This window comes from Streptomyces sp. P1-3, assembly GCF_050613155.1.
Taxonomy (GTDB): Bacteria; Actinomycetota; Actinomycetes; order Streptomycetales; family Streptomycetaceae; genus Streptomyces.
In genome coordinates this window covers 4,382,050-4,406,221 of record NZ_CP192512.1, presented here as the reverse complement: position 1 = coordinate 4,406,221, position 24,172 = coordinate 4,382,050, and the positions used below count along the sequence as shown (strand labels likewise).

General features: G+C 73.0%; 19 protein-coding genes. 7 read left to right on the top strand and 12 right to left on the bottom strand.

The window, feature by feature from the left end:
* The first annotated feature begins 99 nt into the window (after window positions 1-99).
* On the top strand, window positions 100-855 hold the full coding sequence (locus ACQUSR_RS19050) for an SIS domain-containing protein (RefSeq protein ID WP_431043775.1): 756 nt from the start codon (window positions 100-102) through the stop codon (window positions 853-855).
* A 96-nt stretch (window positions 856-951) separates the two neighbouring features.
* Here the strand turns inward: ACQUSR_RS19050 and ACQUSR_RS19045 are convergent, their stop codons facing one another.
* Window positions 952-2,877 carry a PAS domain-containing protein gene (locus ACQUSR_RS19045; RefSeq protein WP_431043774.1) on the bottom strand — a complete coding sequence of 642 codons (1,926 nt, stop codon included), beginning with the start codon at window positions 2,875-2,877 and terminating at the stop codon, window positions 952-954.
* A gap of 456 nt (window positions 2,878-3,333) precedes the next feature.
* Window positions 3,334-4,059, bottom strand: coding sequence for a pyridoxamine 5'-phosphate oxidase (gene pdxH / locus ACQUSR_RS19040; RefSeq protein ID WP_431043773.1), 726 nt, complete (start codon window positions 4,057-4,059; stop codon window positions 3,334-3,336).
* A gap of 273 nt (window positions 4,060-4,332) precedes the next feature.
* Between pdxH and ACQUSR_RS19035 the strand changes: the two genes are divergently transcribed.
* On the top strand, window positions 4,333-5,442 hold the full coding sequence (locus tag ACQUSR_RS19035) for a citrate synthase 2 (RefSeq protein ID WP_431043772.1): 1,110 nt from the start codon (window positions 4,333-4,335) through the stop codon (window positions 5,440-5,442).
* A 382-nt stretch (window positions 5,443-5,824) separates the two neighbouring features.
* On the opposite strand, the gene ACQUSR_RS19030 is transcribed toward ACQUSR_RS19035, so the two are convergent.
* The 8 genes from ACQUSR_RS19030 to ACQUSR_RS18995 form a co-directional block, all read right to left on the bottom strand.
* Window positions 5,825-6,601, bottom strand: a complete 777-nt coding sequence (locus ACQUSR_RS19030) for a TetR/AcrR family transcriptional regulator (RefSeq protein ID WP_431043771.1) — start codon at window positions 6,599-6,601, stop codon at window positions 5,825-5,827.
* The gene (locus ACQUSR_RS19025; protein WP_431043770.1) at window positions 6,589-7,326 is read right to left on the bottom strand and encodes an enoyl-CoA hydratase family protein; all 738 of its coding nucleotides are present in this window, start codon (window positions 7,324-7,326) and stop codon (window positions 6,589-6,591) included. The genes ACQUSR_RS19030 and ACQUSR_RS19025 overlap by 13 nt, the downstream gene beginning before the upstream one ends.
* 74 nt (window positions 7,327-7,400) lie before the next feature.
* Window positions 7,401-8,969, bottom strand: coding sequence for a 4-coumarate--CoA ligase family protein (locus ACQUSR_RS19020; protein WP_431047685.1), 1,569 nt, complete (start codon window positions 8,967-8,969; stop codon window positions 7,401-7,403).
* 129 nt (window positions 8,970-9,098) lie between these two features.
* Window positions 9,099-10,262, bottom strand: a complete 1,164-nt coding sequence (locus ACQUSR_RS19015) for an acyl-CoA dehydrogenase family protein (protein ID WP_431043769.1) — start codon at window positions 10,260-10,262, stop codon at window positions 9,099-9,101.
* On the bottom strand, window positions 10,259-12,499 hold the full coding sequence (locus ACQUSR_RS19010) for a biotin carboxylase N-terminal domain-containing protein (protein ID WP_431043768.1): 2,241 nt from the start codon (window positions 12,497-12,499) through the stop codon (window positions 10,259-10,261). The genes ACQUSR_RS19015 and ACQUSR_RS19010 overlap by 4 nt, the downstream gene beginning before the upstream one ends.
* A 51-nt stretch (window positions 12,500-12,550) precedes the next feature.
* The gene (locus tag ACQUSR_RS19005) at window positions 12,551-14,149 is read right to left on the bottom strand and encodes an acyl-CoA carboxylase subunit beta (RefSeq protein ID WP_431043767.1); all 1,599 of its coding nucleotides are present in this window, start codon (window positions 14,147-14,149) and stop codon (window positions 12,551-12,553) included.
* A gap of 63 nt (window positions 14,150-14,212) precedes the next feature.
* On the bottom strand, window positions 14,213-15,919 hold the full coding sequence (locus ACQUSR_RS19000; protein ID WP_431043766.1) for an acyclic terpene utilization AtuA family protein: 1,707 nt from the start codon (window positions 15,917-15,919) through the stop codon (window positions 14,213-14,215).
* Window positions 15,916-16,908, bottom strand: coding sequence for a TIGR03084 family metal-binding protein (locus tag ACQUSR_RS18995; protein ID WP_431043765.1), 993 nt, complete (start codon window positions 16,906-16,908; stop codon window positions 15,916-15,918). Before ACQUSR_RS18995 ends, ACQUSR_RS19000 begins: the two co-directional genes overlap by 4 nt.
* 185 nt (window positions 16,909-17,093) lie before the next feature.
* Here ACQUSR_RS18995 and ACQUSR_RS18990 point away from each other — a divergent pair, with 185 nt between their 5' ends.
* A complete protein-coding gene (locus tag ACQUSR_RS18990) occupies window positions 17,094-17,438 on the top strand; it encodes a hypothetical protein (RefSeq protein WP_431043764.1) in 345 nt (114 codons plus the stop codon).
* 109 nt (window positions 17,439-17,547) lie between these two features.
* On the opposite strand, the gene ACQUSR_RS18985 is transcribed toward ACQUSR_RS18990, so the two are convergent.
* Window positions 17,548-18,477: a S1 family peptidase gene (locus ACQUSR_RS18985; protein WP_431043763.1), complete on the bottom strand. Its 930-nt coding sequence runs from the start codon at window positions 18,475-18,477 to the stop codon at window positions 17,548-17,550.
* A 407-nt stretch (window positions 18,478-18,884) separates the two neighbouring features.
* Here ACQUSR_RS18985 and ACQUSR_RS18980 point away from each other — a divergent pair, with 407 nt between their 5' ends.
* On the top strand, window positions 18,885-19,529 hold the full coding sequence (locus tag ACQUSR_RS18980) for a CatB-related O-acetyltransferase (RefSeq protein WP_431043762.1): 645 nt from the start codon (window positions 18,885-18,887) through the stop codon (window positions 19,527-19,529).
* Between the two features lie 144 nt (window positions 19,530-19,673).
* Here ACQUSR_RS18980 and ACQUSR_RS18975 read toward each other — a convergent pair whose 3' ends face one another.
* Entirely contained in the window at window positions 19,674-20,540 is an 867-nt protein-coding gene (locus tag ACQUSR_RS18975; protein ID WP_431043761.1) for an AraC family transcriptional regulator, read from the bottom strand.
* A gap of 262 nt (window positions 20,541-20,802) precedes the next feature.
* On the opposite strand from ACQUSR_RS18975, the gene ACQUSR_RS18970 reads away from it, so the two are divergent.
* The 3 genes from ACQUSR_RS18970 (at window position 20,803) to ACQUSR_RS18960 (ending at window position 24,006) form a co-directional block, all read left to right on the top strand.
* Window positions 20,803-22,335 (top strand): alpha/beta hydrolase, encoded by a 1,533-nt coding sequence (locus tag ACQUSR_RS18970; protein WP_431043760.1) that lies wholly within the window; start codon window positions 20,803-20,805, stop codon window positions 22,333-22,335.
* Window positions 22,332-23,513 carry a serine hydrolase domain-containing protein gene (locus tag ACQUSR_RS18965; RefSeq protein WP_431043759.1) on the top strand — a complete coding sequence of 394 codons (1,182 nt, stop codon included), beginning with the start codon at window positions 22,332-22,334 and terminating at the stop codon, window positions 23,511-23,513. Before ACQUSR_RS18970 ends, ACQUSR_RS18965 begins: the two co-directional genes overlap by 4 nt.
* 94 nt (window positions 23,514-23,607) lie before the next feature.
* Window positions 23,608-24,006 (top strand): Ig-like domain-containing protein, encoded by a 399-nt coding sequence (locus ACQUSR_RS18960; protein ID WP_431043758.1) that lies wholly within the window; start codon window positions 23,608-23,610, stop codon window positions 24,004-24,006.
* Window positions 24,007-24,172 lie beyond the last annotated feature (166 nt).

Sequence of the window (24,172 nt, the reverse complement as noted above, 5' to 3'; positions counted from 1 at the left end):
ACGGACCCGGCCAGTGGCCCGTATTGACAGAGCACTGGTCCAGACCGCAACGTGATCCGCGCCACCAACGTACGTACCCACGGAAAGGCCCCGGCCGGGATGAGCAAGAGCACGTTGTGCGGGCAGTACTTCGACGCCGCGATCGGCCTGCTGCGGCGGGTACGGGACGAGGAGGCCGACGCCATCGCCGCCGCGGGCGCCCTGGTCGCGGACACCGTCGCCGCCGGCGGGCGGCTTTTCGTCTTCGGCGCCGGGCACTCCTCACTGCCCGCTCAGGACGTCGTCTACCGGGCGGGCGGCCTCGCCCTGATGAACCTGCTGCCCGTCCCCGGAGTGACCGGCGTCGACGTCGTCCCCGCCACCCTCGGCAGCGCGCTGGAGCGGGTCGACGGACTCGCCGCCGCCGTCCTGGACACATCCCCCGCGCGCGCGGGTGACCTGCTGATCGTGATCTCCCTCTCCGGCCGCAACGCCCTGCCCGTGGAAATGGCCCAGAACGCACGTGCACTCGGCCTGAAAGTGATCGCCGTGACCTCGGTCGTGTACGCCTCGGGCACCGCGTCCCGGCACGCCTCGGGCACGTTCCTGAAGGACCACTGCGATCTGGTCCTCGACAGCAAGATCCCCATCGGGGACGCGGAACTGACCGCCGAGGGGGTGGGCGCCCCCTTCGGGCCGGCGTCCACGGTCGTCACCAGTGCCCTGATGCAGGCCGTCATGGCCACGGCCGCGGGCGAACTCGCCGACCGCGGCATCGAACCGCCGTTGCTGCGGTCGGGGAACGTGGACGGCGGGCACGAGTGGAACGGGCGCGTGCTGACCGAGTACGCGGACCGGATCTTCTTCCGGCGCTAGGGCGCCGCCTCCGGCGGGGTATCGCGTCCGGCCGGGCATCGCGCCCGCGGCGGGGCATCGCCCGCGGCGGGTCCGGACGGCGCCGGACTCCGCCGGTCAGCCCAGTTGCCGGGCCAGGTCCAGGGCCGCCGCCACCCGCACCGACACGTCCTCCGCGTATGCCGCGTCCGCCCGGTCGAACGGGCGGCGGCTCGGGCCGCGCAGGAAGGTCGCCACGCCCAGCGTGCGGCCCCGGCTGCGCAGCACCGCGCACAGCCCGTGCACCGTGCCCTCCGGCCACTTCCGGGCCTGCGCCCACTGCGCGGCGGCCACGCCGTCCAGCCGCGCCGAGGTGGCGCGCACCGAACCGCAGCGCTCGGCCGCCTGGAGCGCCGGATGGCCGTCCATATAGGGCACGGGAATGCCGCCCGAGAACACCGGCCGACAAGGGCACGGCCCCAGATCCGACGCCCCCGCCGGAGTCGCCGCGGCCCTGACGAGGCGGATCGCCGCGGGCGGCGGCAGCTGTCCGGCGTACGGCGCGGGGGCAGGTACGGGTACGGCTGCGGGCGGGGGCCCGGGTGCGGGTCCGGATGAGGGGCCGGATGAGGGGCCGGATGAGGGGCCGGATGAGGGGCCGGCTCCGGCTCCGGGGTACGGCGGGAGCGGTCCGGGCGGCCCCTCCGGCGCGCAAGGCCCTTCTGGCACGTACGGCCCCTCCGCTCCATGCCGCCCGCCCGGTCCCTCCGGTCCGGCCGGTCCGTCCGCCGCGTACAGCCCTTCGGGCGCGTACGAGTGGCCCTCCACCGAGTCCGGTCCCTCCGGTGTGTGCGGGGCGCCCGGCGGCCTCGGCGGCCGCGGTACGTGCGGGCGGGCGTGGGACGTGCCCGGGGGGTGCGGGTGGAGCCGGCCCGGCTCCAGTACCAGGTCGATCAGCGCATGGTCCGCGAAGCCCGCGAGCGCGAACTCCAGCTGCACGGTGGCCGCCTCCACCGGGTCCTCGCACTCCGCGGCCGCCCGGGCCGCCCGGTGCAGCTGACTGCTGCGGAACCGCAGTCGCGAGCTCTCCTGTTCCGCCTGCCTGGCCTCGGTGACGTCCAGGAACACCCAGGCCACGCCGAGCGGGGCCGGCTCCTCCGCGAGCGGGGAGGCCAGCCGCAGGAAGCCGCTGCGCCAGCATCGGCGCTCGCCGCCGCCATCGCCGTCTCCGTTCGCCCTGACGGCGGGCCGTCCCGGACGCCATACGGGCTCCGGTCCGTCGGCGGACTCGCCGGCCGGCTCCGCGCCGCCGCCCCGCAGCGTCACCCACAGCTCGGCCGGGGCCGGCGGCGTGCCCTCCGCCAGCACGTGCTCCAGCGCGCTCTCCAGCTCCTCCACGCCCTGGCTGAGCAGATCGCCCAGCGGGCGGCCCAGCAACATCGCACGCCCCGCACGCAGGGCGTGCTCGGCGTGCGCGTTGACCACCGCCGGGCGCAGATCGGCGTCGACCACGACCACACCCCACGCCGCGTCGTCCAGCAGCGCCTCGCTCAGCGCGATGGACCGCTCCAGATCGATCTGGCTGTGCACCTCGCTGAACGCGCAGTAGACCCCGGCGGGAGGGCCGTCCGCGCGCCGCACGGCGCAGCACTGCGCACGGAGCAGAACCCGGCCGCCTTCCTTGGTCACCAGCGGGAACTCGTGCACTTGGCGGCCCGGACCCGCCATGGCGGCCATCAGGCGCGCCTCCACCTCGCGGGCGTCCGCGTCGCGCGCCGCCCACCCGCACAGCCCGCGCCTGCCGACGGCCTCCGCCGCCGACCAGCCGAGGATGCGCTCGGCCTCGCGGTTCCAGTGGGTGACCGTGCCGTCCGCGTCGAACGCGCACAGCGCCGCGTCCATGCCGTCCAGCAGCGCCGCGAGCAGGCCGGAGTCACCGGAGTCGGCGCCGGGCCCGGATTCGGGTTCGGTCTCCGGCGAGGATGCGGACGAGGGCGCCGCCGACGGCGGTGATGGCGCGGCGGCCCCCGGGCGGGTGGGTTCGGAACGGTGCGAAGCGGTCACCAGACCCCCTGCGGTACGCGGCTGCCTCTGCTGCACGTGCTGCACTCACGGCACGGGGCGCTCGGCCGTGCCGCCGACGGGCCATTCAACTCGAACGTGACAGGGGCCACATCGGGTTCGGCGAAATCGTTGCCCGAGCGTCGTTATCCAGCCGCGGAAAAAACGGTTGTGACGGCGCCGGGCCGTTCTTAGGGTGGGGGTACACGAGAAGGGAGGTGGTTCGGCAAATGTATGGAAACCGGACGCGTGAGGTGGCTGCGGGCTAGCGCCTGCCGTCGCACGCTCTGTGTGCCGGCGCTCGCCGGCCAATCCCAAGCAGTCACCCGACCCGCGGGCTCGCCGGTACGTCCGGCCGGTTCCCTCCCCGGAGGGATTCAGCCCGCGGGTCGTCTGCGTTCCCGGGCGGGTCCGCGCCGCCGTCTTCCGGCCCGCGACGGCCCGTACGGCGTACGCCCGCTACGGGCAGAGGCGTTCGACGCGCCAGGACGCGGTGCCCTCGCGCGGACCGCCCGCCTCGCGCACGTAGCGCAGGCGGTCGTGCAGGCGGTTCTCCCGGCCCTGCCAGAACTCCACCTCCTCCGGCACCACCCGGAACCCGCCCCACTCCGGCGGCACCGGCACCTGCTCCTGCGGATAGCGCTCCGCCAGCTCCGCGTACCGCCGGTCCAGCTCCTCCCGGGAGCCGATCACCGTGGACTGCGCGCTCGCCCACGCGCCCAGCTGCGAGCCGTGCGGCCGGGCGCGGAAGTACGCCGCCGTCTCGTCCCGCCCCGTGCGCTCCGCGACCCCGTTCACGATCACCTGCCGGGCCAGCGGGTGCCAGGGGAAGAGCAGCGAGACGTTCGGGTTCGCGGCCAGATCGCGGCCCTTACGGGAGCCGTAGTTGGTGAAGAAGACGAAGCCGTGCTCGTCGTAGGACTTCAGCAGCACCGTGCGCGTGCTGGGCCGCCCCTCCGGGTCGGCCGTCGCGACGACCATCGCGTTGGGCTCGGGCAGCCCGCTCTCCACGGCCTGGATGAACCAGCGGGCGAACTGTTCGTACGGGCTCTCCGCGAGATCCGTCTCGGCCAGCCCTTCCGAGCGGTACGCCTTGCGCATCGCGGCAGGGTCGATCGTCAGTCCGGCGAACGGATCGTGCGAGTCGATCGGGTCGTCTTGAGGCACGCGCTTATCTTGCAACATCACCCGCGCGTGCCGGGCGCGGTGCCGCCGGTCACCGCTTGTGCCCCGCAACGACCTCAGGTAACCATCCCGCCGCAAAAGGCGCCCTGTGCCGCTTGTCACGCTTCCCGTCACGTGCCCGACCCCGCAGAATCTGTGCTGGCCCGCTGTGGCCCCAAGGACACCGGCCGCTATCGTGTCCGCCCCGAATGCCTCGACCCACCGGACCGCGAGTCGCTCGACGCGACCGCGTAACCGCCGTCGACCGTCGACCACATCATGAGGAGCCGCCTGATGTCCGACTTCGTGCCTGGACTCGAAGGAGTGATCGCGTTCGAGACGGAGATCGCCGAACCCGACAAGGAGGGCGGCGCGCTCCGCTACCGCGGCGTCGATATCGAGGACCTCGTGGGCCATGTGTCCTTCGGGAACGTGTGGGGTCTGCTGGTCGACGGCGCGTTCAACCCCGGCCTGCCGCCCGCCGAGCCGTTCCCCATCCCGGTGCACTCCGGCGACATCCGGGTCGACGTCCAGTCGGCGCTGGCCATGCTCGCGCCCGTATGGGGCCTGAAACCGCTGCTGGACATCGACGTGGAGCAGGCCCGCGACGACCTGGCGCGGGCCGCCGTCATGGCGCTGTCCTACGTCGCCCAGTCGGCGCGCGGCCAGGGGCTGCCGATGGTGCCGCAGAAGGAGATCGACAAGGCGGAGACCGTCGTGGAGCGCTTCATGCGGCGCTGGCGCGGCGAGCCCGACCCCAAGCACGTGGCCGCCGTCGACGCCTACTGGACCTCGGCCGCCGAGCACGGCATGAACGCCTCCACGTTCACCGCCCGCGTGATCGCGTCCACCGGCGCGGACGTCGCCGCGGCGCTCTCGGGCGCGGTCGGCGCCATGTCCGGGCCGCTGCACGGCGGCGCGCCGTCCCGCGTCCTCGGCATGATCGAGGAGATCGAGCGCACCGGGGACGCCGTCGCGTACGTCAAGCAGGCGCTGGACCGGGGCGAGCGGCTGATGGGCTTCGGCCACCGCGTCTACCGCGCCGAGGACCCGCGCGCCCGGGTGCTGCGCCGCACCGCCCGCGAGCTGGGCGCGCCGCGCTTCGAGATCGCGGAGGCGCTGGAGAGGGCCGCGCTGGAGGAGCTGCACAACCGGCGGCCGGACCGGGTGCTGGCCACCAACGTCGAGTTCTGGGCCGCCATCGTGCTGGACTTCGCCGAGGTCCCGGCGCACATGTTCACGTCGATGTTCACCTGCGCCCGTACGGCCGGGTGGAGCGCGCACATCCTGGAGCAGAAGCGGACGGGGCGGCTGGTCCGGCCGTCGGCCCGGTACATGGGGCCGGGCGCGCGCAGCCCGCGCGAGATCGAGGGGTACGAGGACATCGCCGGCATCTCCCGCTGAGGCCGCGGGGGCGGCCGTCGGCGCGGGCGGGGGCCTGTACGGGGCCCGGCACGGGCTTGGGCCTGCGCGGGGGTCCGGCACGGGCTTGGGCCTGCGCGGGGGTCCGGCACGGGCTTGGGCCTGCGCGGGGGTCCGGCACGGGCTTGGGCCTCGGCGCGTCTGACCGAGGTGTCCGGCGGATCGTGGGCGCCTGCGGCGCGCTGTTCCCCTGTCCCTCCCCCTACGCCCTGCGGGCGTGGGGGGACCCCCACTTCCCGACTGCATCCGATATGCGGCTCCGCCGCGTGGGGGGCTTGCGCCCCCGGACCTCCAGGGCCATCGCCCCAGGTCCAGGGCTCCGGCCCCAGACCTGGGCGGGGCTGAGGAAGGTCACCGCACCGGCCTAGCCGCGCGACAGGGCCGCGTCCACGATGCGCGCCCACTGGTCGACGATCCGGTCACGGCGCGGCGCGTCGTCGGTGAGCAGGTTCGCCAGCCCGAGGCCGCGTCCCATGTCCAGCAGCCCCTGCACCGTCTCGCGCACCCCCGGCACGCTCTCGTCCGCGCCGAGCAGCCGCACCGCCGTACGGTGCGTCTCCCGGCCGACCCTGGCCTCCAGGTCGACGACCCGCCGGCCGAGCTGCTCCTCGTTCGAGGCCGCCACCCACAGCTGGAGGGCGGCCCGGAACAGCGGGCCGGTGTAGAGGTCGACGAGCTCCTCGACGATGGTCCGGGTACGGGCGATCGAGCCGGTCGGCGGCAGGTTGTGGGCGAGCGCCCGCAACGCCGCCGACCGCTGTTCGGCGACATGCTCCACCGCCGCCGTGAAGAGGTCCTCACGAGTCGGGAAGTGGTGCTGTGCCGCGCCGCGCGACACCCCGGCCCGCTCCGCGACCACGGCGACCGTGGATCCGGCCCAGCCGTGCTCGGCCAGGCAGTCCACGGCGGCGGACAGCAGACGCTGACGGGTGGCCCGGCTGCGGTCCTGCTTGGGAGCGCGGTCCCGGTCGGGAACGCGCCCCGGGGCCCGGCCCCGGTCGTGGTCTCCGTCGCGGTCCCGGTCGGGGACCCGGCCCCGGTCGTGGACGCGCTCCTGCTCGGGGGCGCGGTCCTGGCCGGGGACGACGCCGGCGTGGCCGGTCCCGGTGGCCCGGTCGCCGGCCGGGGTCACAACGCCCATGCGGGATCCCGTCGTTCGAGGAAGGCGGTCACGCCCTCGCGCGCGTCGGCCGACCCGAACAGCCGCAGCGACTCGTCGGCGAGCCGCGCCCCGTCGCGGTCGAAGGCATCCCGCACCCTAGCCGTGAGCAGTTCCTTCGTCGCCGCCAGGGCACTCGGCGCCGATCCGCGCAGCCCTTCGAGGACCGGCGCGAGCGCCTCGTCCACGGCGCCGTCCGCCACCTGCGTCACCAGCCCGATGCGGGCCGCCTCCGCCGCGTCGAAGCGCTCGCCGGTGAGGCAGTAGCGGCCGGCCGCGCGCGGGTCGAGCCGTGGCAGCAGCGGCAGCGAGATGACGGCGGGGGCCACCCCGATGCGTACCTCCGTGAAGGCGAAGTCCGCGGCCCGCGACGCCACCGCGATGTCGCAGGCCCCGACCAGCCCGAGCCCGCCGGCCCGCACATGCCCGTCGACCCGGGCCACCACCGGCTTCGGCACGGTGACCAGCCGGCGCAGCAGTCCGACGAAGGTGAGCGGCTCGGGCGGCTCCTTGAGGTCGGCGCCCGCGCTGAAGGTGGTGCCGGTGTGGGTGAGGACGACGGCCCGTACGTCCCCGTCCTCGCCGCAGGCGCGCAGCTCCTCGCCGAGCTCGTCGACCAGAGGTGCCGACAGGGCGTTGCGGTTGTGCGGGGAGTCGAGGGTGAGGGTGACGACCCCGCGCTCGTCCCGCCGTCTGACCAGGCTCATGTGCGCTCCCTTGCGACCATGCTCATGCGCGCTTTCTCGCGACCGTGCTCACGCGCGCTTCCTCGCGGCCCTGCTCACGCGCGCTCCCTTGCCCGGAGTTCGCGCCGGAGGATCTTGCCGGTCGCGGCGCGGGGCACGGCCGCGGTGAACTCCACCCGGCGCACCCGCTTGTACGGGGCCACCTGTCCGGCGACGTACGCGATGACCTCGTCCTCGGTGAGGGCGGCCCCCGGCCGCCGCACCACGTACGCCTTCGGGATCTCGTTGCCGTCGTCGTCCATGACCCCGATCACCGCGGCGTCGGCGACCGCCTCGTGCGCGAGCAGCACGGCTTCGAGGTCGGCCGGGGCGACCTGGTAGCCCTTGTACTTGATCAGCTCCTTGACCCGGTCCACCACGTACACCCAGCCGTCGGCGTCGATCCGGCCGACGTCGCCGGTGTGCAGCCAGCCGTCCACGTCGACGGTCGCGGCGGTGTCGGCGGGCCGCCCCAGATAGCCCTTCATCACCTGCGGGCCGCGGACCAGGATCTCGCCTTCCTCCCCCACCGCGAGGTCCCGCTCCTCCTCTCCGAGCGCGACCACCCGCATCTCCGTACTGGGCATGAGCCTGCCGACCGTGCCCGGCGGCACGTCCTTCGCGCACCGGGGGACGGCGTGCGAGCCCGGTGACAGCTCCGTCATGCCGTACGCCTGCAACAGCGGCGGGACGCCCAGCCGCCGCGCGCACGCCTCGGCCAGCTCCGCGTCCAGCGGGGCGGCCGCGCACATCACGTACCGCAGCGAGGACAGGTCGTGGGCGTCCACGGCCGGGTCCTTGGCCAGCGCCAGGACGATCGGAGGCGCCGTGTACAGCCCCGTCACCCGGTACCGCGCCACCGCCGCCAGCATCCGCCCGAGATCGAAGCGGGGCAGCACGACGACGCAGCTGCCGCTGCCCAGCGGGCCGTTCATCAGCACCGCCTGGCCGTAGCTGTGGAAGAACGGCAGCACCGCCAGCACCCGGTCGTCCGGCCCGGTGGCCACCAGGGCGGACCGCTGCGCCATGTTCGTGGCCACATTGCGGTGGGTGAGCATCACGCCCTTCGGCGCGCCGGTGGTGCCCGAGGAGTACGGCAGCACCGCCACGTCCACCGCCGGGTCGATGTCCACCACCGGCTCAGGCGCCGTGCATGCGAGCAGGTCGGCGACGGAGCGGTGGCCCGGCGCGCCGTCGCAGACGAAGACCTCCCGCGCGCCGCCGGCCTGTTCGGCCGCCTGCCGCGCCACGTCCAGCAGCGCGGCCACGGTGATGATCCACGTCGCCCCCGAGTCGCGGAGCTGCTTGGCGAACTCCCCCGGTGTGGCGAGCGGGGGGACGGTGGTGACCGTCGCGCCGGTGCGGGTGACGCCGTAGAACACCTGGGGGTAGGTCACGGTGTTGGGGCTGTGCAGGGCCACCACGTCGCCCTTGCGCACCCCCGCCTCGGCCAGCCCGGCGGCGATACGGCGGGTGGCGCGGTCCAGCTCTCGGTGGCTGACGACGGTGCCGTCGAGCCCGTCGATCAGTGCCGGGCGGTCGCCGTGTTCGGCGGCGCGGCCGAGTACGGCGTCGTGGAGGGGCAGGTCGACGGGCGGGACATCGGGGTACTCACTGCGGAACACCATGACGGCTCCTCCATAGGGCGCGAGTAGGGCGCGTTCCTCTGTCGGGCGGACGCCTCTGTAGGGCGGATGCCTCTGTAGGACGCGTTCCTCGGATCCTCGTGACAACGCGCCACCAGCGTCCTGTGTTCAGTACGACTTGGGCAGCCCCAGGGTCTGGTGTGAGACAAAATTCAGGATCATCTCGCGGCTCACCGGCGCGATCCGCGCCACCCGCGCGCCCGTGATGAGTGAGGCCAGGCCGAACTCGGTGGTCAGGCCGTTGCCGCCGAGGGTGTGCACCGCCTGGTCCACGGCCTTCACGGCGGCCTCCCCCGCGGCGTACTTCGCCATGTTCGCCGCCTCGCCCGCGCCCGTGTCGTCGCCCGCGTCGTACAGCCGGGCCGCCTTCTCCGTCATCAACCGGGCCAGTTCCAGTTCGATGTGCGCCTGGGCGAGGGGGTGGGCGACGGCCTGATGGGCGCCGATCGGCTCCTTCCACACGGTGCGGGTACGGGCGTACTCGACAGCCTGGCCGAGGGCGTACCGGCCCATGCCGATCGCGAACGCGGCCGTCATGATCCGCTCAGGGTTGAGCCCCGCGAAGAGCTGGAGCAGCCCCGCGTCCTCGTCGCCGACCAGCGCGTCGGCGGGCAGTCGCACGTCGTCCAGCACCAGCTCGAACTGCTTCTCCGGGGCCTCCACTTCCATGGGGATGAGGCGGTGGGAGAACCCCTGGGCGTCGCGGGGGACGGTGAACAGGCAGGGCTTGAGCCGGCCGGTGCGGGCGTCCTCCGTACGGCCGACGATCAGCGTCGCGTCGGCGACGTCCACCCCGGAGATGAAGACCTTGCGGCCGGTGAGCAGCCAGTCCGCGCCGTCGCGGCGGGCGGTGGTGGTGATGCGGTGCGAGTTGGAACCCGCGTCGGGCTCGGTGATGCCGAACGCCATACGGAGGCTGCCGTCGGCGAGCCCGGGGAGCCACCGCCGCTTCTGCGCCTCCGTGCCGAAGCGGGAGATGACGGTGCCGCAGATGGCGGGCGAGACGACGAGGAGGAGCAGCGGGCAGCCCGCGGCGCCCAGCTCCTCCAGGACGATGGAGAGTTCCGCGATGCCGCCGCCTCCGCCGCCGTACGCCTCGGGCAGGTTGACGCCGAGATAGCCGAGCTTGCCCGCCTCGGCCCACAGTTCGTCGGGGTGCTTGCCGTCGCGGACGACTGCGGTGAAGTACGCACGGCCGTAGCGCTTGCCGAGCGCGGCGACGGCCTCGCGCAGCGCCTTGTGCTCCGGGTTCTCGATGGTGGTGCTGGTCATCTGGGGACTCCCTCCATCTCGGTTGCGGATCGTGGCTCGGTTGCGGGTCGGGGACCGGTGGCCGGTTCGGGTTCGACGACCGCCAGGAGCGCACCGACCTCGACCTGGCAACCGGGTGCGACGTGGAGTGCGGTGAGGGTGCCGGAGGCCGGCGCGGTGATCTTGTGCTCCATCTTCATGGCCTCCAGCCACAGCAGCGGCTGGCCCTGCTCGACCCGGCCGCCCTCGGCGAGGCCGTCCGCCACCCGTACGACCGTGCCGGGCATGGGGGCCAGCAGGGAGCCGGGGGCGGCGGCCGACCCGGGGTCGGGGAAGCGGGGCAGGGCGGTGAAGGTGTGGGCGCCGGCCGGGGTGTCGACGTGGACACGGTCGGCGTAGGCGGAGACCTCGTAGACGCGGACGACGCCCGCCGCTTCCAGCGTCACGCGGTCGGCGGTCGCCTCGATCACGCGTACGTCGGGGTCGTCGGGGTCGTCGGGGTCGTCGGCGGGGGCCAGGCCGCGCCGTGTGCGGTGGTAGCGGACCTCGTGGACGGTGTCGTCGGGCTCGCTGCGGTAAGCCTTGGACTGCGGCTGGGAGGGGACGTTGCGCCAGCCGCCGAGACGGTCGGCGAGACCGGCCCCGGGGCCGGGTGCGGCATCCGCGAGGGCGGCGGCCAGCGCGGCCAGCGCCACCGGCCTGAAGTCCGGAGCCGACGTCAGCTCGGGCAGGTGGCGGTCGTAGAAGCCGGTGTCGATGCGGGCCTGGGCGAACTCCGGGTGGCGCAGCGACCGTACGAGCAGGTCCCGGTTGGTGACCGGGCCGTGGATCCGGGCCCGCTCCAGCGCGCGGGCGAGGCGGCGCACCGCTTCGGCGCGGGTCGGCGCCCAGGCGATGACCTTGGCCAGCATCGGGTCGTAGTACGGGCCGACCTCGTCGCCATCGCCGTATCCCGCGTCGATCCGGAGCCGGGGACGCCCGGTCGCCGGGTAGGGCGCCCCTCCCACGGCCCCCGCGCCCGTCGCCGCACCAGCTGGCCCGGGCACAGACGCCGCACCCGAGGGCCCCGGCACCGCGTCCGGCACCTCCAGCCGGTGCAACACGCCCGTCTGCGGGCGCCATTCCGCCGCCGGGTCCTCCGCGTACAGCCGGGCCTCCACCGCGTGGCCGCTCGGCCCCGGCGGGGCGTCCGGCAACCTCTCCCCCTCGGCGATCCGCAGTTGCCAGGCGACCAGGTCCAGCCCGTGGACCGCCTCCGTCACCGGGTGCTCGACCTGGAGCCGGGTGTTCATCTCCAGAAAGTGCGCCCGAACGCCCGCTGGTCCTGAGTGCCGGTCGCCGGCTCCTTCCCCTCCCCTGCCCCTTCCCGAAACTGGGGGCTCCGCCCCCAGGCCCCCGGGGCTCGGGGCGGAGCCCCCGTGCGCGGCTGAAGTCGCGGCCGGTCCGCGGCCGAGAAGTGGGGGCGTGGCACCCGCCACGAGGAACTCCACCGTGCCCGCGCCCACGTACCGCACCGCGCGTGACACCGCCACCGCGGCGCGATGCAGCGTCTGCCGCAGTTCGTCGCTCAGCCCCGGCGCCGGGGCCTCCTCGATGACCTTCTGGTGGCGGCGCTGGAGCGAGCAGTCGCGGGTGCCGAGCGCCCAGACCGTGCCGTGCGCGTCGGCGAGGACCTGCACCTCCACATGCCGGCCGCCCTCGATGTACGGCTCGACGAACACCTCGCCGTCCCCGAACGCGCTCGCCGCCTCCGCCCGCGCCGCCGCCAACGCCTGGTCGAGATCGGCCAGTTCGCGTACGACCCGCATCCCGCGGCCGCCGCCCCCGGCCGCCGCCTTCACCAGGACCGGCAGGTCGTCCTCGGTGACGGCGGTGAGGGGCTCGATCCCCATCAGCTCCTTGGCGCGGGTCTTGGACGCCATCGCCTCGATCGCCTCGGGCGGCGGGCCGACCCACAGCAGCCCGGCTTCCCGCACGGCCCGCGCGAACTCCGCGTTCTCGGAGAGGAAGCCGTACCCGGGGTGGACGGCGTCGGCCCCGGCGGCGAGGGCGGCGCGGACGATCAGGTCGCCGCGCAGATACGTGTCGGCGGGCGCGCTGCCCGGCAGGCGCACGGCCGCGTCGGCCTCGCGTACGTGCGGCGCCCCGGCGTCCGGGTCCGCGTACACCGCGACCGTCGCGATGCCGAGTTCCCGGCACGTACGGAAGACGCGGCGGGCGATCTCACCGCGGTTGGCGACAAGAAGGGAGTTGATCACTTTCGCCTCACATCCGGAACGGGCCGTGTGATGCACCGGGGACACTTCGCCTCACATCCGGAAGACGCCGAAGCCGCCACGCACGCCCTCGACCGGGGCCGTATGGACGGCGGACAGGCACAGGCCGAGGACGGTCCGGGTGTCGCGGGGGTCGATGACCCCGTCGTCGTAGAGCCGCCCGGACAGGAACAGCGGCAGCGACTCGGCTTCGATCTGCTGCTCGACCATGGCGCGCAGCGCGGCGTCCGCGTCCTCGTCGTACGGCTGCCCCTTGGCCGCGGCGGAGGCACGGGCGACGATGGACAGCACCCCGGCGAGCTGCTGCGGGCCCATGACGGCCGATTTGGCGCTGGGCCAGGCGAACAGGAAGCGCGGGTCATAGGCGCGGCCGCACATGCCGTAGTGGCCGGCTCCGTACGAGGCCCCCATGAGCACGCTCAGATGCGGGACCCGCGAGTTCGACACCGCGTTGATCATCATCGCGCCGTGCTTGATGATGCCGCCCTGCTCGTAGGCGCGGCCGACCATGTAGCCGGTGGTGTTGTGCAGGAAGACCAGCGGGATGTCGCGCTGGTTGGCGAGCTGGACGAACTGGGCGGCCTTCTGCGACTCGGCGCTGAAGAGGACCCCCTGGGCGTTGGCGAGGATGCCGACCGGGTAGCCGTGGATCTCCGCCCAGCCGGTCACCAGGCTCGGGCCGTACAGCGGCTTGAACTCGTCGAAGTCGGACCCGTCGACGATCCGGGCGACGACCTCGCGCGGGTCGAAGGGGATTTTGAGGTCGGCCGGCACGATGCCGAGGAGTTCGTCCTCGTCGTACTTCGGAGGCGCGGCGGGGGCCGGTTCGACGTGGGCCTTGCGCCAGTTGAGGCGGGCGACGACCCGGCGGGCCTGGCGCAGCGCGTCGGGCTCGTCCACGGCGAAGTGGTCGGCGAGGCCGGAGACGCGGGCGTGCATCTCGGCACCGCCGAGGGACTCGTCGTCGCTCTCCTCGCCGGTGGCCATCTTCACCAGCGGCGGCCCGCCGAGGAAGACCTTGGACCGCTCCCTGACCATGATCACGTGGTCGGACATGCCGGGGACGTACGCGCCTCCGGCGGTGGAGTTGCCGAAGACGACGGCGATGGTGGGGATGCCCGCGGCGGAGAGCCGGGTGAGGTCCCGGAACAGCGCCCCGCCGGGGATGAAGATCTCCTTCTGGCTGGGGAGGTCGGCGCCGCCGGACTCGACGAGGCTGATGACGGGGAGGCGGTTGGCGCAGGCGATCTCGTTGGCGCGCAGGGCCTTCTTCAGCGTCCAGGGGTTGCTCGCACCGCCGCGTACGGTCGGGTCGTTGGCGGTGATCAGGCATTCGACGCCTTCGACGAAACCGATGCCGGTGACGAGGGAGGCGCCCACCGGATGGTCGCTGCCCCACGCGGCCAGCGGGGACAGCTCCAGGAACGGGGTGTCGGGGTCCAGGAGGAGCTCGATCCGCTCGCGGGCGAGCAGCTTGCCGCGCCCGCGGTGGCGCGCCACGTACTTCTCGCCGCCTCCGCCGAGCGCTTTGGCGTGCTCGGCCTCGATGTCGGTGAGCGCGGCGAGCATGGCGGCGCGGTTGTCGGCGTAGTCCGGGCTCGTGGGGTCGAGCACGGAGGCGAGCACGGTCACGTTGTCTCCTCGTCGAACGCCGATGCGCACACGGTCACGTTGTCTCCTCGTCGGCTGCGTCGCTCACAACAGGACCTCCGGTATCTCCATGTGTCGGGAGCGCAGCCACTCCCCCACCGCCTTGGCCTGCGGGTCGAAGCGGGCCTGGGCGGCGACGCCCTCGCCGAGCAGCCCGTCGACGGTGAAGTTGAGCGCGCGCAGGTTCGGCAGGACGTGCCGTACGACGGGGAACGCGGCGGTCTCGGGGAGCAGTTCGCGGAACCGGTCGACGGTGAGTGCATGGGCCAGCCAGCGCCAGGCGTCGTCGGTGCGTGCCCATACGCCGACGTTGGCCGAGCCGCCCTTGTCGCCGCTGCGGGCCCCGGCGACCAGGCCGAGGGGGGCGCGGCGGACCGGCCCGGCGGGCAGCGGGGCGGGCAGCGGCGGTGGGACGGCCTCGACCGGGTCGCGGGTCGTGGGCGGCGGGGGGACGTCGACCCGTTTCCCGTCCGGCAGCACGGCGACGTGCGGCACGCTCGCCGCGTCGGCGTACACCGCTTCGAACACCCCGTACGGGGCGCCGTCGCCGGGCGGGGCGGTGAGGTGGAAGCCCGGGTAGCCCGCGAGGGCCAGCTCGACGGCGGCGGCGCCGACGGCCCGGCCCACCGCCGCGGGGTCCCGGTCGCGGACGACCAGCCGCAGCAGGGCGCTCGCCTCCTCTTGCACGTCCGCGTCGGCGCGGTCCGTACGGGCCAGGGTCCAGCGCACCTCGGCCGGGCGGCGGGGGGCGAGCGCGCACTCCATCTGCTCGCGTACGAGGGCGGCCTTGGCGTCGATGTCGAGGCCGGTGAGGACGAAGACGACCTCGTTGCGCCAGCCGCCGAGCCGGGTGAGGCCGACCTTCAGGCGCGGCGGCGGGGCCTCGCCGCGTACCCCGTCGATCCGTACCCGGTCCGGGCCGTCCTGAGTCAGCGTCACGGTGTCGAGCCGGGCGGTGACGTCGGGTCCGGGGTAGCGCGGGCCCGCCGTCTCGTACAGGAGCTGGGCGGTGACGGTGCCGGTGGTGACGGCGCCGCCGGTACCGGGGTGCTTGGTGATGACGGCATGGCCGTCGGCGTGGAGTTCGGCGATCGGGAAGCCGGGGCGGGTCACGTCGTGCTCGCGGAAGAAGGCGTAGTTGCCGCCGGTGGCCTGGGTGCCGCATTCGAGGACGTGCCCGGCGACGACGGCTCCGGCGAGGGCGTCCCAGGCGTCTGGCGTCCAGCCGAAGTGGGCGGCGGCGGGGCCGGTGACGAGCGCGGCGTCGGTGACCCGGCCGGTGACCACGATGTCGGCTCCGGCCCGCAGGCACCGGGCGATGCCGGCGCCGCCGAGGTAGGCGTTGGCGGTGAGCGTGTCCGCGCCGCCCCAGCCCCCGTCCCGGGCGCGGGCGCGCAGATCGTCGCCCTCGACGTGGGCGACCCGGACGGCGATGCCGAGCCGGTCGGCCAGCTCCCGTACGGCGTCGGCGAGCCCGGCGGGGTTGAGGCCGCCCGCGTTGGTGACGATCCGTACGCCGCGCTCGACGGCGAGGCCCAGGGTCTGTTCGAGCTGGCGCGGAAAGGTCTTCGCGTAGCCGCGGGCCGGGTCCTTCGCCCGGTCCCTGCCGAGGATGAGCAGGGTCAGTTCGGCGAGGTAGTCACCGGTGAGCACGTCGAGGGGCCCGCCGGTGAGCATCTCGCGCACGGCGTCGAAGCGGTCGCCGTAGAAGCCGGAGGCGTTGCCGATACGGAGGGGGGCGGGCGCGGTCATACGGCGCTTCCTCCGGCGGGGCGGGGGCCGACGGGGTCAGCGGTGTCGGGGCGGGGACCGACCGGGTCGACGGTGCCGGGGCGGGGGTCCGCGGCGGCATGGCCCGTGGCTGCATGGCCGGTGGCGTCGGCGCGAAGGTCCGCGGCGGGCCCCGCGCCGGGCACGGCCGCCGCGCAAGCGCTGGCCGACGCGTCCGGCGCCGCACGCCCCCGCCGGACACGCCCCGGCCCCGGTGGGCCCGCGAAGGCCTGGGCGATGTCCAACCAGCGGTCGGCGTCCGCCCCCTCGGCCCGTACGGCCACGTCGTCGCGGTGCGCGCGCTGCGTCACCAGCAGGCAGAAGTCCAGGGCGGGGCCGGTCACACGCTGCCGGGCGTCCTCGGGACCGTAGGCCCACACCGTGCCGTCGGGCGCGGCGAGTTCGACGCGGAACTCCTCGGCCGGCGGCTCCAGGCCGCGCACCGCGTACGCGTAGCCCCGCGCCCGTACCCCGATCCGGGCCACGTGCCGCAGCCGGGCGGTCGGCTCGCGGCGCGCTCCGAGCGCGTCGGCGACGTCCTGGCCGTGCGCCCAGGTCTCCATCAGCCGGGCGGTGGCCATGGACAGGGCGCTCATCGGCGGTCCGTACCAGGGCAACCGGGCGCGGGGCGGCTGGGCGCCGAGCACCCGCAGCACCCGGGAGCGGCCCGCGCGCCACCGGCGCAGGAGTTCGGCGGGCGGAAGCACCGCCCCGGCGGCCGCGGCCTCGTCCACGAACGTCTCCGGCGCGGCGGCGGCGTACTCGGCCTCCCGCGCGAACCCGGCCGGGTCGGTGGCCGCTTGGGCCGTGCGTTCGTCGGTCCAGGTCAGGTGGGCGATCTGATGGGCGATCGTCCAGCCGGGGGCGGGGGTCGCCATGGACCAGGCGCCGTCGCCGAGCGCGGCGACCAGGGCGTCCAGTTCCTCTCCTTCGGCGGCCAGATCACCGAGTACGACTGCCTGTTCGGGCACGGTGCGCTCCCCTCGTCGGGGCCAGAGCCTGGCAGTCACTCTGAAAACAATCAAGCATGATTGCATGATTTTTAGTCAGGAAAAGTCAACCTGACGCCACGCCAGAACAATCGTCGTGCCGGAATAATCCCTTATAAGGTGATTTCGCATCTGTCGCTCTTTTCCCATGGAAAGGGAACTGCACCATGCGCTTCCGCAATGTCGTGACCGTCTCCGCCGCGGCCCTCGCGCTCGGCCTGTCGATGTCGGGCTCGGCCTCCGCTGCCGACGGCGAGTTCATCTACAGCTACACGGCCGAGGACAACACCGAGCGCCACGCGCTGCTGGTAGACCCGCCCTCAGGCGAGTGCATCAACCTGCCGGAGGTCCAAGGCGCGGATATGGATCCCGCCGACACCCCGCTCAACCGGACCACCACCTCCGTGAAGGTCTTCGCCGATCAGGGCTGCCAGGGCACGGCCTACCTCATCCGGCCCAACGGCACGGGCGGCACCCACCGGCTGAAGATGCGGTCCGTGCAGTTCCTGTAGTCGATTCCGGGAACAGCGTGGGCCCCCGGCGTCACGCCGGGGGCCCACACGTATCGGTTCAGCGGACCGGTCGGCCGGGAACGGCCGGATCAGACCGCGTCGGACCGGGTCAGCGGCGGCCGAGCAGTCGCTTGATCTTCTTGCCCTGCTCGGACTCGTTCAGCGTCTTCCACAGCTTGTCGGAGCTGACCGAGGTGTAGACGCCGGGGGCGCCCTGCGCGGCGCAGCCCTCACCGTAGGAGACGATGCCGATCTGGTACGGGGTCGCGCGGCCCGGCACCGTACGGAACAGGGGGCCGCCGCTGTCGCCCTGGCAGGAGTCCTTGCCCTCGACGCCCGCGCAGATGTTGACCTTGGCGTCGTACTCGTTGTAGCTGATCTTGCACTCGTCGTGCGAGACGATCGGGACCTTCACCTCGCGCAGCCGGTCCGGGAAGTGCGGCATCTCGGTGTCGGTGTTCCCCCAGCCGGTGACCGTGGCCTTGGCGCCGGGCCGGATGAGCGCGTCGGTGCCCTGCGTGGGCAGCTTGATCGGGGCGATGCCCTTGACCGGCTTGTCCAGCTCGATGAACGCCATGTCGTAGGCGGGGTCCTTGGCGTAGCGCGGGTGGATGGTGATACCGCCCGGGTCGCCCTCTCCCATCGACTTCCGGACGTTGCGCACCTGGCCCTGCTGGGAGTCCGAGAGCACGGTGCGGCCGACCACGACCTCCATGGACTTCGGGGTCTCGACGTCCACGCAGTGGGCGGCGGTCATGATCACGCTCGGGTTGATCAGGCTGCCGCCGCAGAACTGGCGGTCCGTGGCGCTGCCCTTGCCCTTGCTGAGCAGGGCGGCCATGAACGGGTACTTGTCCTTGGGGGTCTCGGTGCCACCGATGATGGGCCTGATGATGCGCTGGCCATCGGGCTTGGCGGGCGCGGCCTCGGTGGCGTACGCGCTGGAGGCGGCGGTACCCAGCAGGGCGAGGGCGGCACCGGTGGCCGCCGTGCCGACGGCTATGCGCTGGGCGCGGCGGCTGTGCGGAGAAAGTCGCATGGGGGTTGTCTTCCTCGTTGCTGTAGGGAATCCGGGCAGCATGGAAGAGCGGCGCGAGGCCGGTCTGGACTGCGGACGGAAGCGACGCACGGCACATTAGAAGTGCCTTCGGGTACCCGTCAATGAATCGGGCATGCGTAACTTCCGCACACTTCGGGGGCATTGGCGGACATGCCGCAGGCCAATTCCTCAGACGCGAGAACGCGTTTGCGGGTTCATCGGCTCCCGGACTTTCTTCCGGCGATTCGCCGACGGGATGCCGCCCCGGGGCACCCCCGCCCCGGCTCCCGTCGGCGGCCTACTGCGCGTGAACCCCGCGGTGCCGAAACCTGGTGGTATGCCGCCGCCAGGCATACGGAGAATGGGGGCATTCGTATGCCAGCCATTACCGAACCGGAGGCGACACCATGAACCACCTTCCCGCGGACCCGACGGTGCTTCACCCGTTTCCCGACCAGCCGCGTGTGGTTCTGCTGAAGCCCCTGGTCAGCTCGCCACTGATCGAGGTCGGGGAGTACTCCTACTACGACGATCCGCAGGACCCGACGGCCTTCGAGACCCGCAACGTGCTCTACCACTACGGGCCGGAGAAACTCGTCATCGGGAAGTTCTGCGCACTGGGCACCGGGGTGCGGTTCATCATGAACGGAGCCAACCACCGCATGGACGGCCCCTCCACCTTCCCCTTCCCCATCATGGGCGGCTCCTGGGCCGAGCACTTCGACCTGATCACCGGCCTGCCCGGCAGGGGCGACACCGTCGTCGGCAACGACGTCTGGTTCGGCTACAACACGATGGTCATGCCCGGAGTGCGCATCGGGCACGGCGCGATCATCGCCTCCGGCGCCGTCGTGGTCGACGACGTCCCCGACTACGCCATCGTCGGCGGCAACCCGGCCAAACCCATCCGCACCCGCTACAACGACGAGGACATCAGCCGCCTGCTCTCCCTCGCCTGGTGGGACTGGCCGATCGAACACCTCACCCAGCACATCCGGACCATCATGACCGGCACCGTCGACGACCTCGAGGCGATCGCCCCGCGAACCTGAGCCACCCACCGGGGGTCGGCGGTCACGCTGCTCCGGGATGGTGTCGGGCGTGCGGCAGGGCCCAGGACCACGATGGCATGGACGTGCGAGCGTGCGGCGGCCCGGGGCCGCCGCACGCCATTCACTCAGACCGCGGTTATTCACTCAGACCGCGGTTCGCTCCACGGGGATCCACAGCTCCGCGTCCGCCTGTGCCGCGTCCTGCGACAGCCGGGTCCGCAGGATCTCGGGCCCGGGCCGGCTCCGGTAGGGATTGGACGGGAACCACTGCGTGAACACGTCCCGCCACAGGTGCTGGAGCGCCTGCGGAAACGGTCCGGAACTCTCGAAGACGGCCCACGTCCCGGCCGGGACGGTGAGCGATTCCATGTCCTCGGGCACGGCGGCGCGGGTCACCACCCCGTGGTAGTAGTCGAGTTCGGTTCCCTCCGCCCGACTCGGGTCGAGGTTGTCACTCACCCCCACGATCCCCTCCGGCTCCTGATCGGACAGGCTCTGGATGCGCTGCAGCGTCTCCTGGCCGATGCCCCGGATGAAGTCGGCGATGGCCGGGTTCATCCCCTCGTGCACGAGGGGGACGCGCGCCTTCCTGCCAACCACACGGAACTCGTCCTTCTCCACAATCCGGTATCGCATGCTGCTTCTCCCTTCAACGGTGAGGCGGAAGGACAACCGTGGCTGGGACCGCAGACTCGCACCGGACCGCCTGGCCTCGCCGGGACCGATGCCGTGCATGACGCGGAACGCACGCGCGAACGCCTCCCCCGACGTGTAGCCGTACCGCACCGCGACCTCCAGCAGCGTCCGATCCCCGGCCAGCACCTCGGCACCGGCGACGGTGAGCCGTCGGCGCCGGATGTACTCCGACAGCGGCATCCCCGCCAGCGCGGAGAACAGCCGCCGGAAGTGGTACTCCGACGTCACCGCGATCCGCGCCAGGTCGGCCACCTCGATCCGCTCATCAAGTCGGCACTCGATGTGCTCCATGGCCTGGTTCAGCCGCTCCAGCACCCCGGTCTCCTTCCCTTTCGATCACTCACGTTAGGAAGGACCCACCCTGCCGGACCCGACATCCTGTGCCCGGCCCGATCGGGTACGACGCGAGGAGCGCTCAGGTGGAGAACTCTCCGCGCCTGACGGCGGAGACGACCTCGGCACCCCGGGCGGCGTCCATGGGGAAATCCCCCCTTTCCGCATGCTGCTGGCCGGATGGCCCCTGGTCGGCGATGTTCCTTACGGTCGGACTGTCCGTCACTTCGGCCCTGGGAACCACATGCGCATCACGTCCCTGCTCGCGGCCGGACTCGGCATCGGCGTCCTTCTCGCCGGTGCCGTCCCCGTCGCAGCGCAGCCCGTCACGCCCTCCGCCCTGACGTGGGGCTCCTGCCCCCAGGCACAGAAGGAACTCGTCGAAGCCGGTGCAGAGTGCACCCACTTGACTGTTCCCCTCGACTACGCCGACCCCGGCGGCCGCACCATCCGCATCGCGGTCTCCCGCGTCAAGGCCAAGGACCAGGCGCACCGGCGAGGCATCCTGCTGTCGAATCCCGGCGGGCCGGGAGGGCCGGGGCTGGCCACCACGGTGGGGCTGCGCGCGACGCTGAAGGAGGTGGCCGACAGGTACGACCTGATCGGGTTCGACCCGCGTTTCCTTGGCGAGAGCACCCCGATCCAGTGCGGTCCGGCGGGCGCTCCCGAGCAGCCCCGCACGACGACCTCCCCCCGCCTGGACTTCGAGGACACCGTGCGACGCTCCCGGTCGACGGCCCTGCGCTGCGCGCGACACGACGACAACGCGGCTCTCCTGCCGCATGCTTCGTCCCGCAACGTCGCCCGCGACATGGACGCCATCCGCGCCGCGCTCGGCGAGCGGAAGCTGTCGTACTACGGGGTCTCCTACGGTGCCGACCTGGGCGCCGTCTACACCCAGATGTTCCCCCAGCGGGCCGACCGCATCGTCCTCGACTCCTCCACCGATCCCGACGCCACCCAGTACGAGCTGTTCCGGCGGGCGGGCCGGCCGCTGGAGGAGGGGCTGGACGAGTGGGCGGCCTGGACCGCCCGGCGTGCAGACACCTACCGGCTCGGCCGCACCGGCCCCGAGGTGCGCGCGACGGTGCAGAAGCTGCTCGACGGCGCCGAGCACCGGCCCGTCGGCATCGCCGGCACCCGGCTCGGCGCACCACTGCTGCGCCTGTTCCTACGGCAGTTCGTGCAGCACCAGGAGAACGACGCGGCCCTCGCCCGTACGGTACGGACCCTGGTCGACGCGGCCGCGGGCAAAGAGGTCGAGCCGAATCCGGAACTCGCCGGCATGCTGGACTTCCTCAACTCACCCGACGTCGCCGACTCGATGACCGGCGGAGCCGTCTTCATGTGCGGGGACGCCGGCTGGCCGGCGGGCGGCTGGCCGCGGAACCCGGAGACGTACTGGCGGAACATGGTGCGCAGCCGTGGTGACCAGCCCGTCTTCGGACCGCTCGTCAACGACATGACCGCTCCCTGCGCGTTCTGGCAGACCACGCCCCGGGAGTCCGCAGTCCGTATCGGCAACGACGTGCCTGTGCTCATGCTCCAGGCCCGCAGGGACAACAACGTCCCCTACGACGGGGCCCTCGCGCTGCACCGGAAGCTGCGGGGATCCCGCCTGGTGACGGCGGACATCCGCTCGCACGGCGTCTTCGGACGCGGCGCCGAGGGCCGGACAGCGGTGCCATGCGCCGACCGGGCGGTGGCCGAGTACCTGGGCGGCGGCGCCCTGCCCGTCACCGACTTCACCTGCCCCGCACCCGGCGGGACGCGATGACGCCCAACCGGCGGGCAGTCGTGACGGCGGCGGCCGGTGCCGTTCTCGCGGGCGGTCTCAACACCGATGCGGCGGCCGCGGCTCCGGGTGACGACCGGCTGCAGCGCAGCACCGATGCCATCCGGGACGCCGGTGCCACCGGCGTCCTCACCGTGCTGCGAAACGCACGGCACCGCACCGCGGCCCGCTCCGGAGTGGCGGACCTCCGTGCGGGTGACCCGGTGCCCTGGGACGCGTACTACCGCATCGGGAGCGAGACCAAGACCTTCACCGCCGCACTCGCGCTCCAGCTCGCCGGCGAGGGCAGGATCCGCCTCACGGACACCGTCGAACACTGGCTTCCCGGGCTGGTCCGGGGCAACGGCAACGACGGCCGCCGGATCACCGTCGTCAATCTGCTGCGGCAGACCAGCGGACTCAACAACTACGTCGACCTGTCCGACTTCACCGCCGCGGCCTACCGCGCCACCCGCTTCCGGCCACCGGACACCGCCGAGCAGCAGGTGGCGGCTGCTCTGCGCAAGCCGCCCGCCTGGCTGCCCGGCCGCGACGACCCCGCTGGTGAGCGGCGCTGGGCCTACTCCAACACCAACTACGTCGTCCTCGGCATGCTCTTGGAGAAGGCCGGCGGGCACTCCTGGGCCCAGCTCCTCCACGACCGCGTCATCGAACCCCTCGGCCTGCGCCGTACGTTCACCGCCGGCACCTCGCCGTACGTGCCGCAACCCACCGCCACCGCGTACACCCGCTTCCCCGGCGACCCACGGCCCACCGACACCACTCTCGCCGCAGCGGGAGGAGCCGACGGCGGCATCATCAGCACCCCACACGACCTGACCACCTTCCTGCGAGCCCTGATGGGCGGCCGGCTGCTGGGCCCCGAGCAACTGGCGGCGATGAAGCAGACGGTCCCCGCACCCGGATGGGTCCTCGCCCCCGGCGTCCGATACGGCCTCGGCATCGCCTGGCGCCCGGTTGCCGACAGCGCCTCCGGCATCTGGTTCCACGGCGGCACCCATCTCGGCGTGGTCTCCGAGAGCGGCGTCACCCCGGACGGCGGGCGAGCCGCGGCAGCGGCGGTGTTCACGCTGGATACGGACGAGGCCCGCAGCCGGGCCCAGGCCCTGGCGGGCCTCCGACTGGTGAACGACGCGCTGACCGGCCCCGGGAACGACTAGGGCCAGTCCGGCGGGGAGGGCGCGCCGGCATCGCGCATACCTGCTGCTTGGCTCACCCACGCCACCCGAATCGCTGAAGAAGCAGCTCGGAGAAATGAAGAAGCAGCAGAACCCCTCCGGCCAATCCGGCCAATCCGGCCAGACCGGCCAATCGGCTCAGCCGACCGAAAAGGAAGCCGTCAGGCTCATCGCTCAGGCGGCGAAGGGCTCCGTTGGCGGCCAGGCGAGCGGCACGGCCAAAGCGACCCTCGTCGACAAGGACGGCACGCCGATCGCCGGCGAGACGATCGTGTTCGAGATCGACGGCAGCGAGGTCGGAACCGCCACTACTGATGCCAATGGCGTCGCGGAATGCCCCTCCGGATCCAAGCTTGGGGCCCCCTTGACCTGGGGAAAGGCGGTCGCCAACGGCTATACGGCCACCTATCGCGGCAGTAAGAAGTACAAGCCCGCGAAGGCCAACGCCATCGTCGAACCCGCCGTCTTCGGATAGGCGGGATCCCACGCACGAGGGTGTGTCGCTCGGGGACCAGCACGGACCATCAGTGTGGGAACCGCTCTTGCCGAGCGGGTCATGAACGAAACCAGAGGCGAATGGCCGCGACGGTCAAGGTGCCGTAGAACGCGACTTCATTGCGGCGCGTGTAGATCGTCTTATC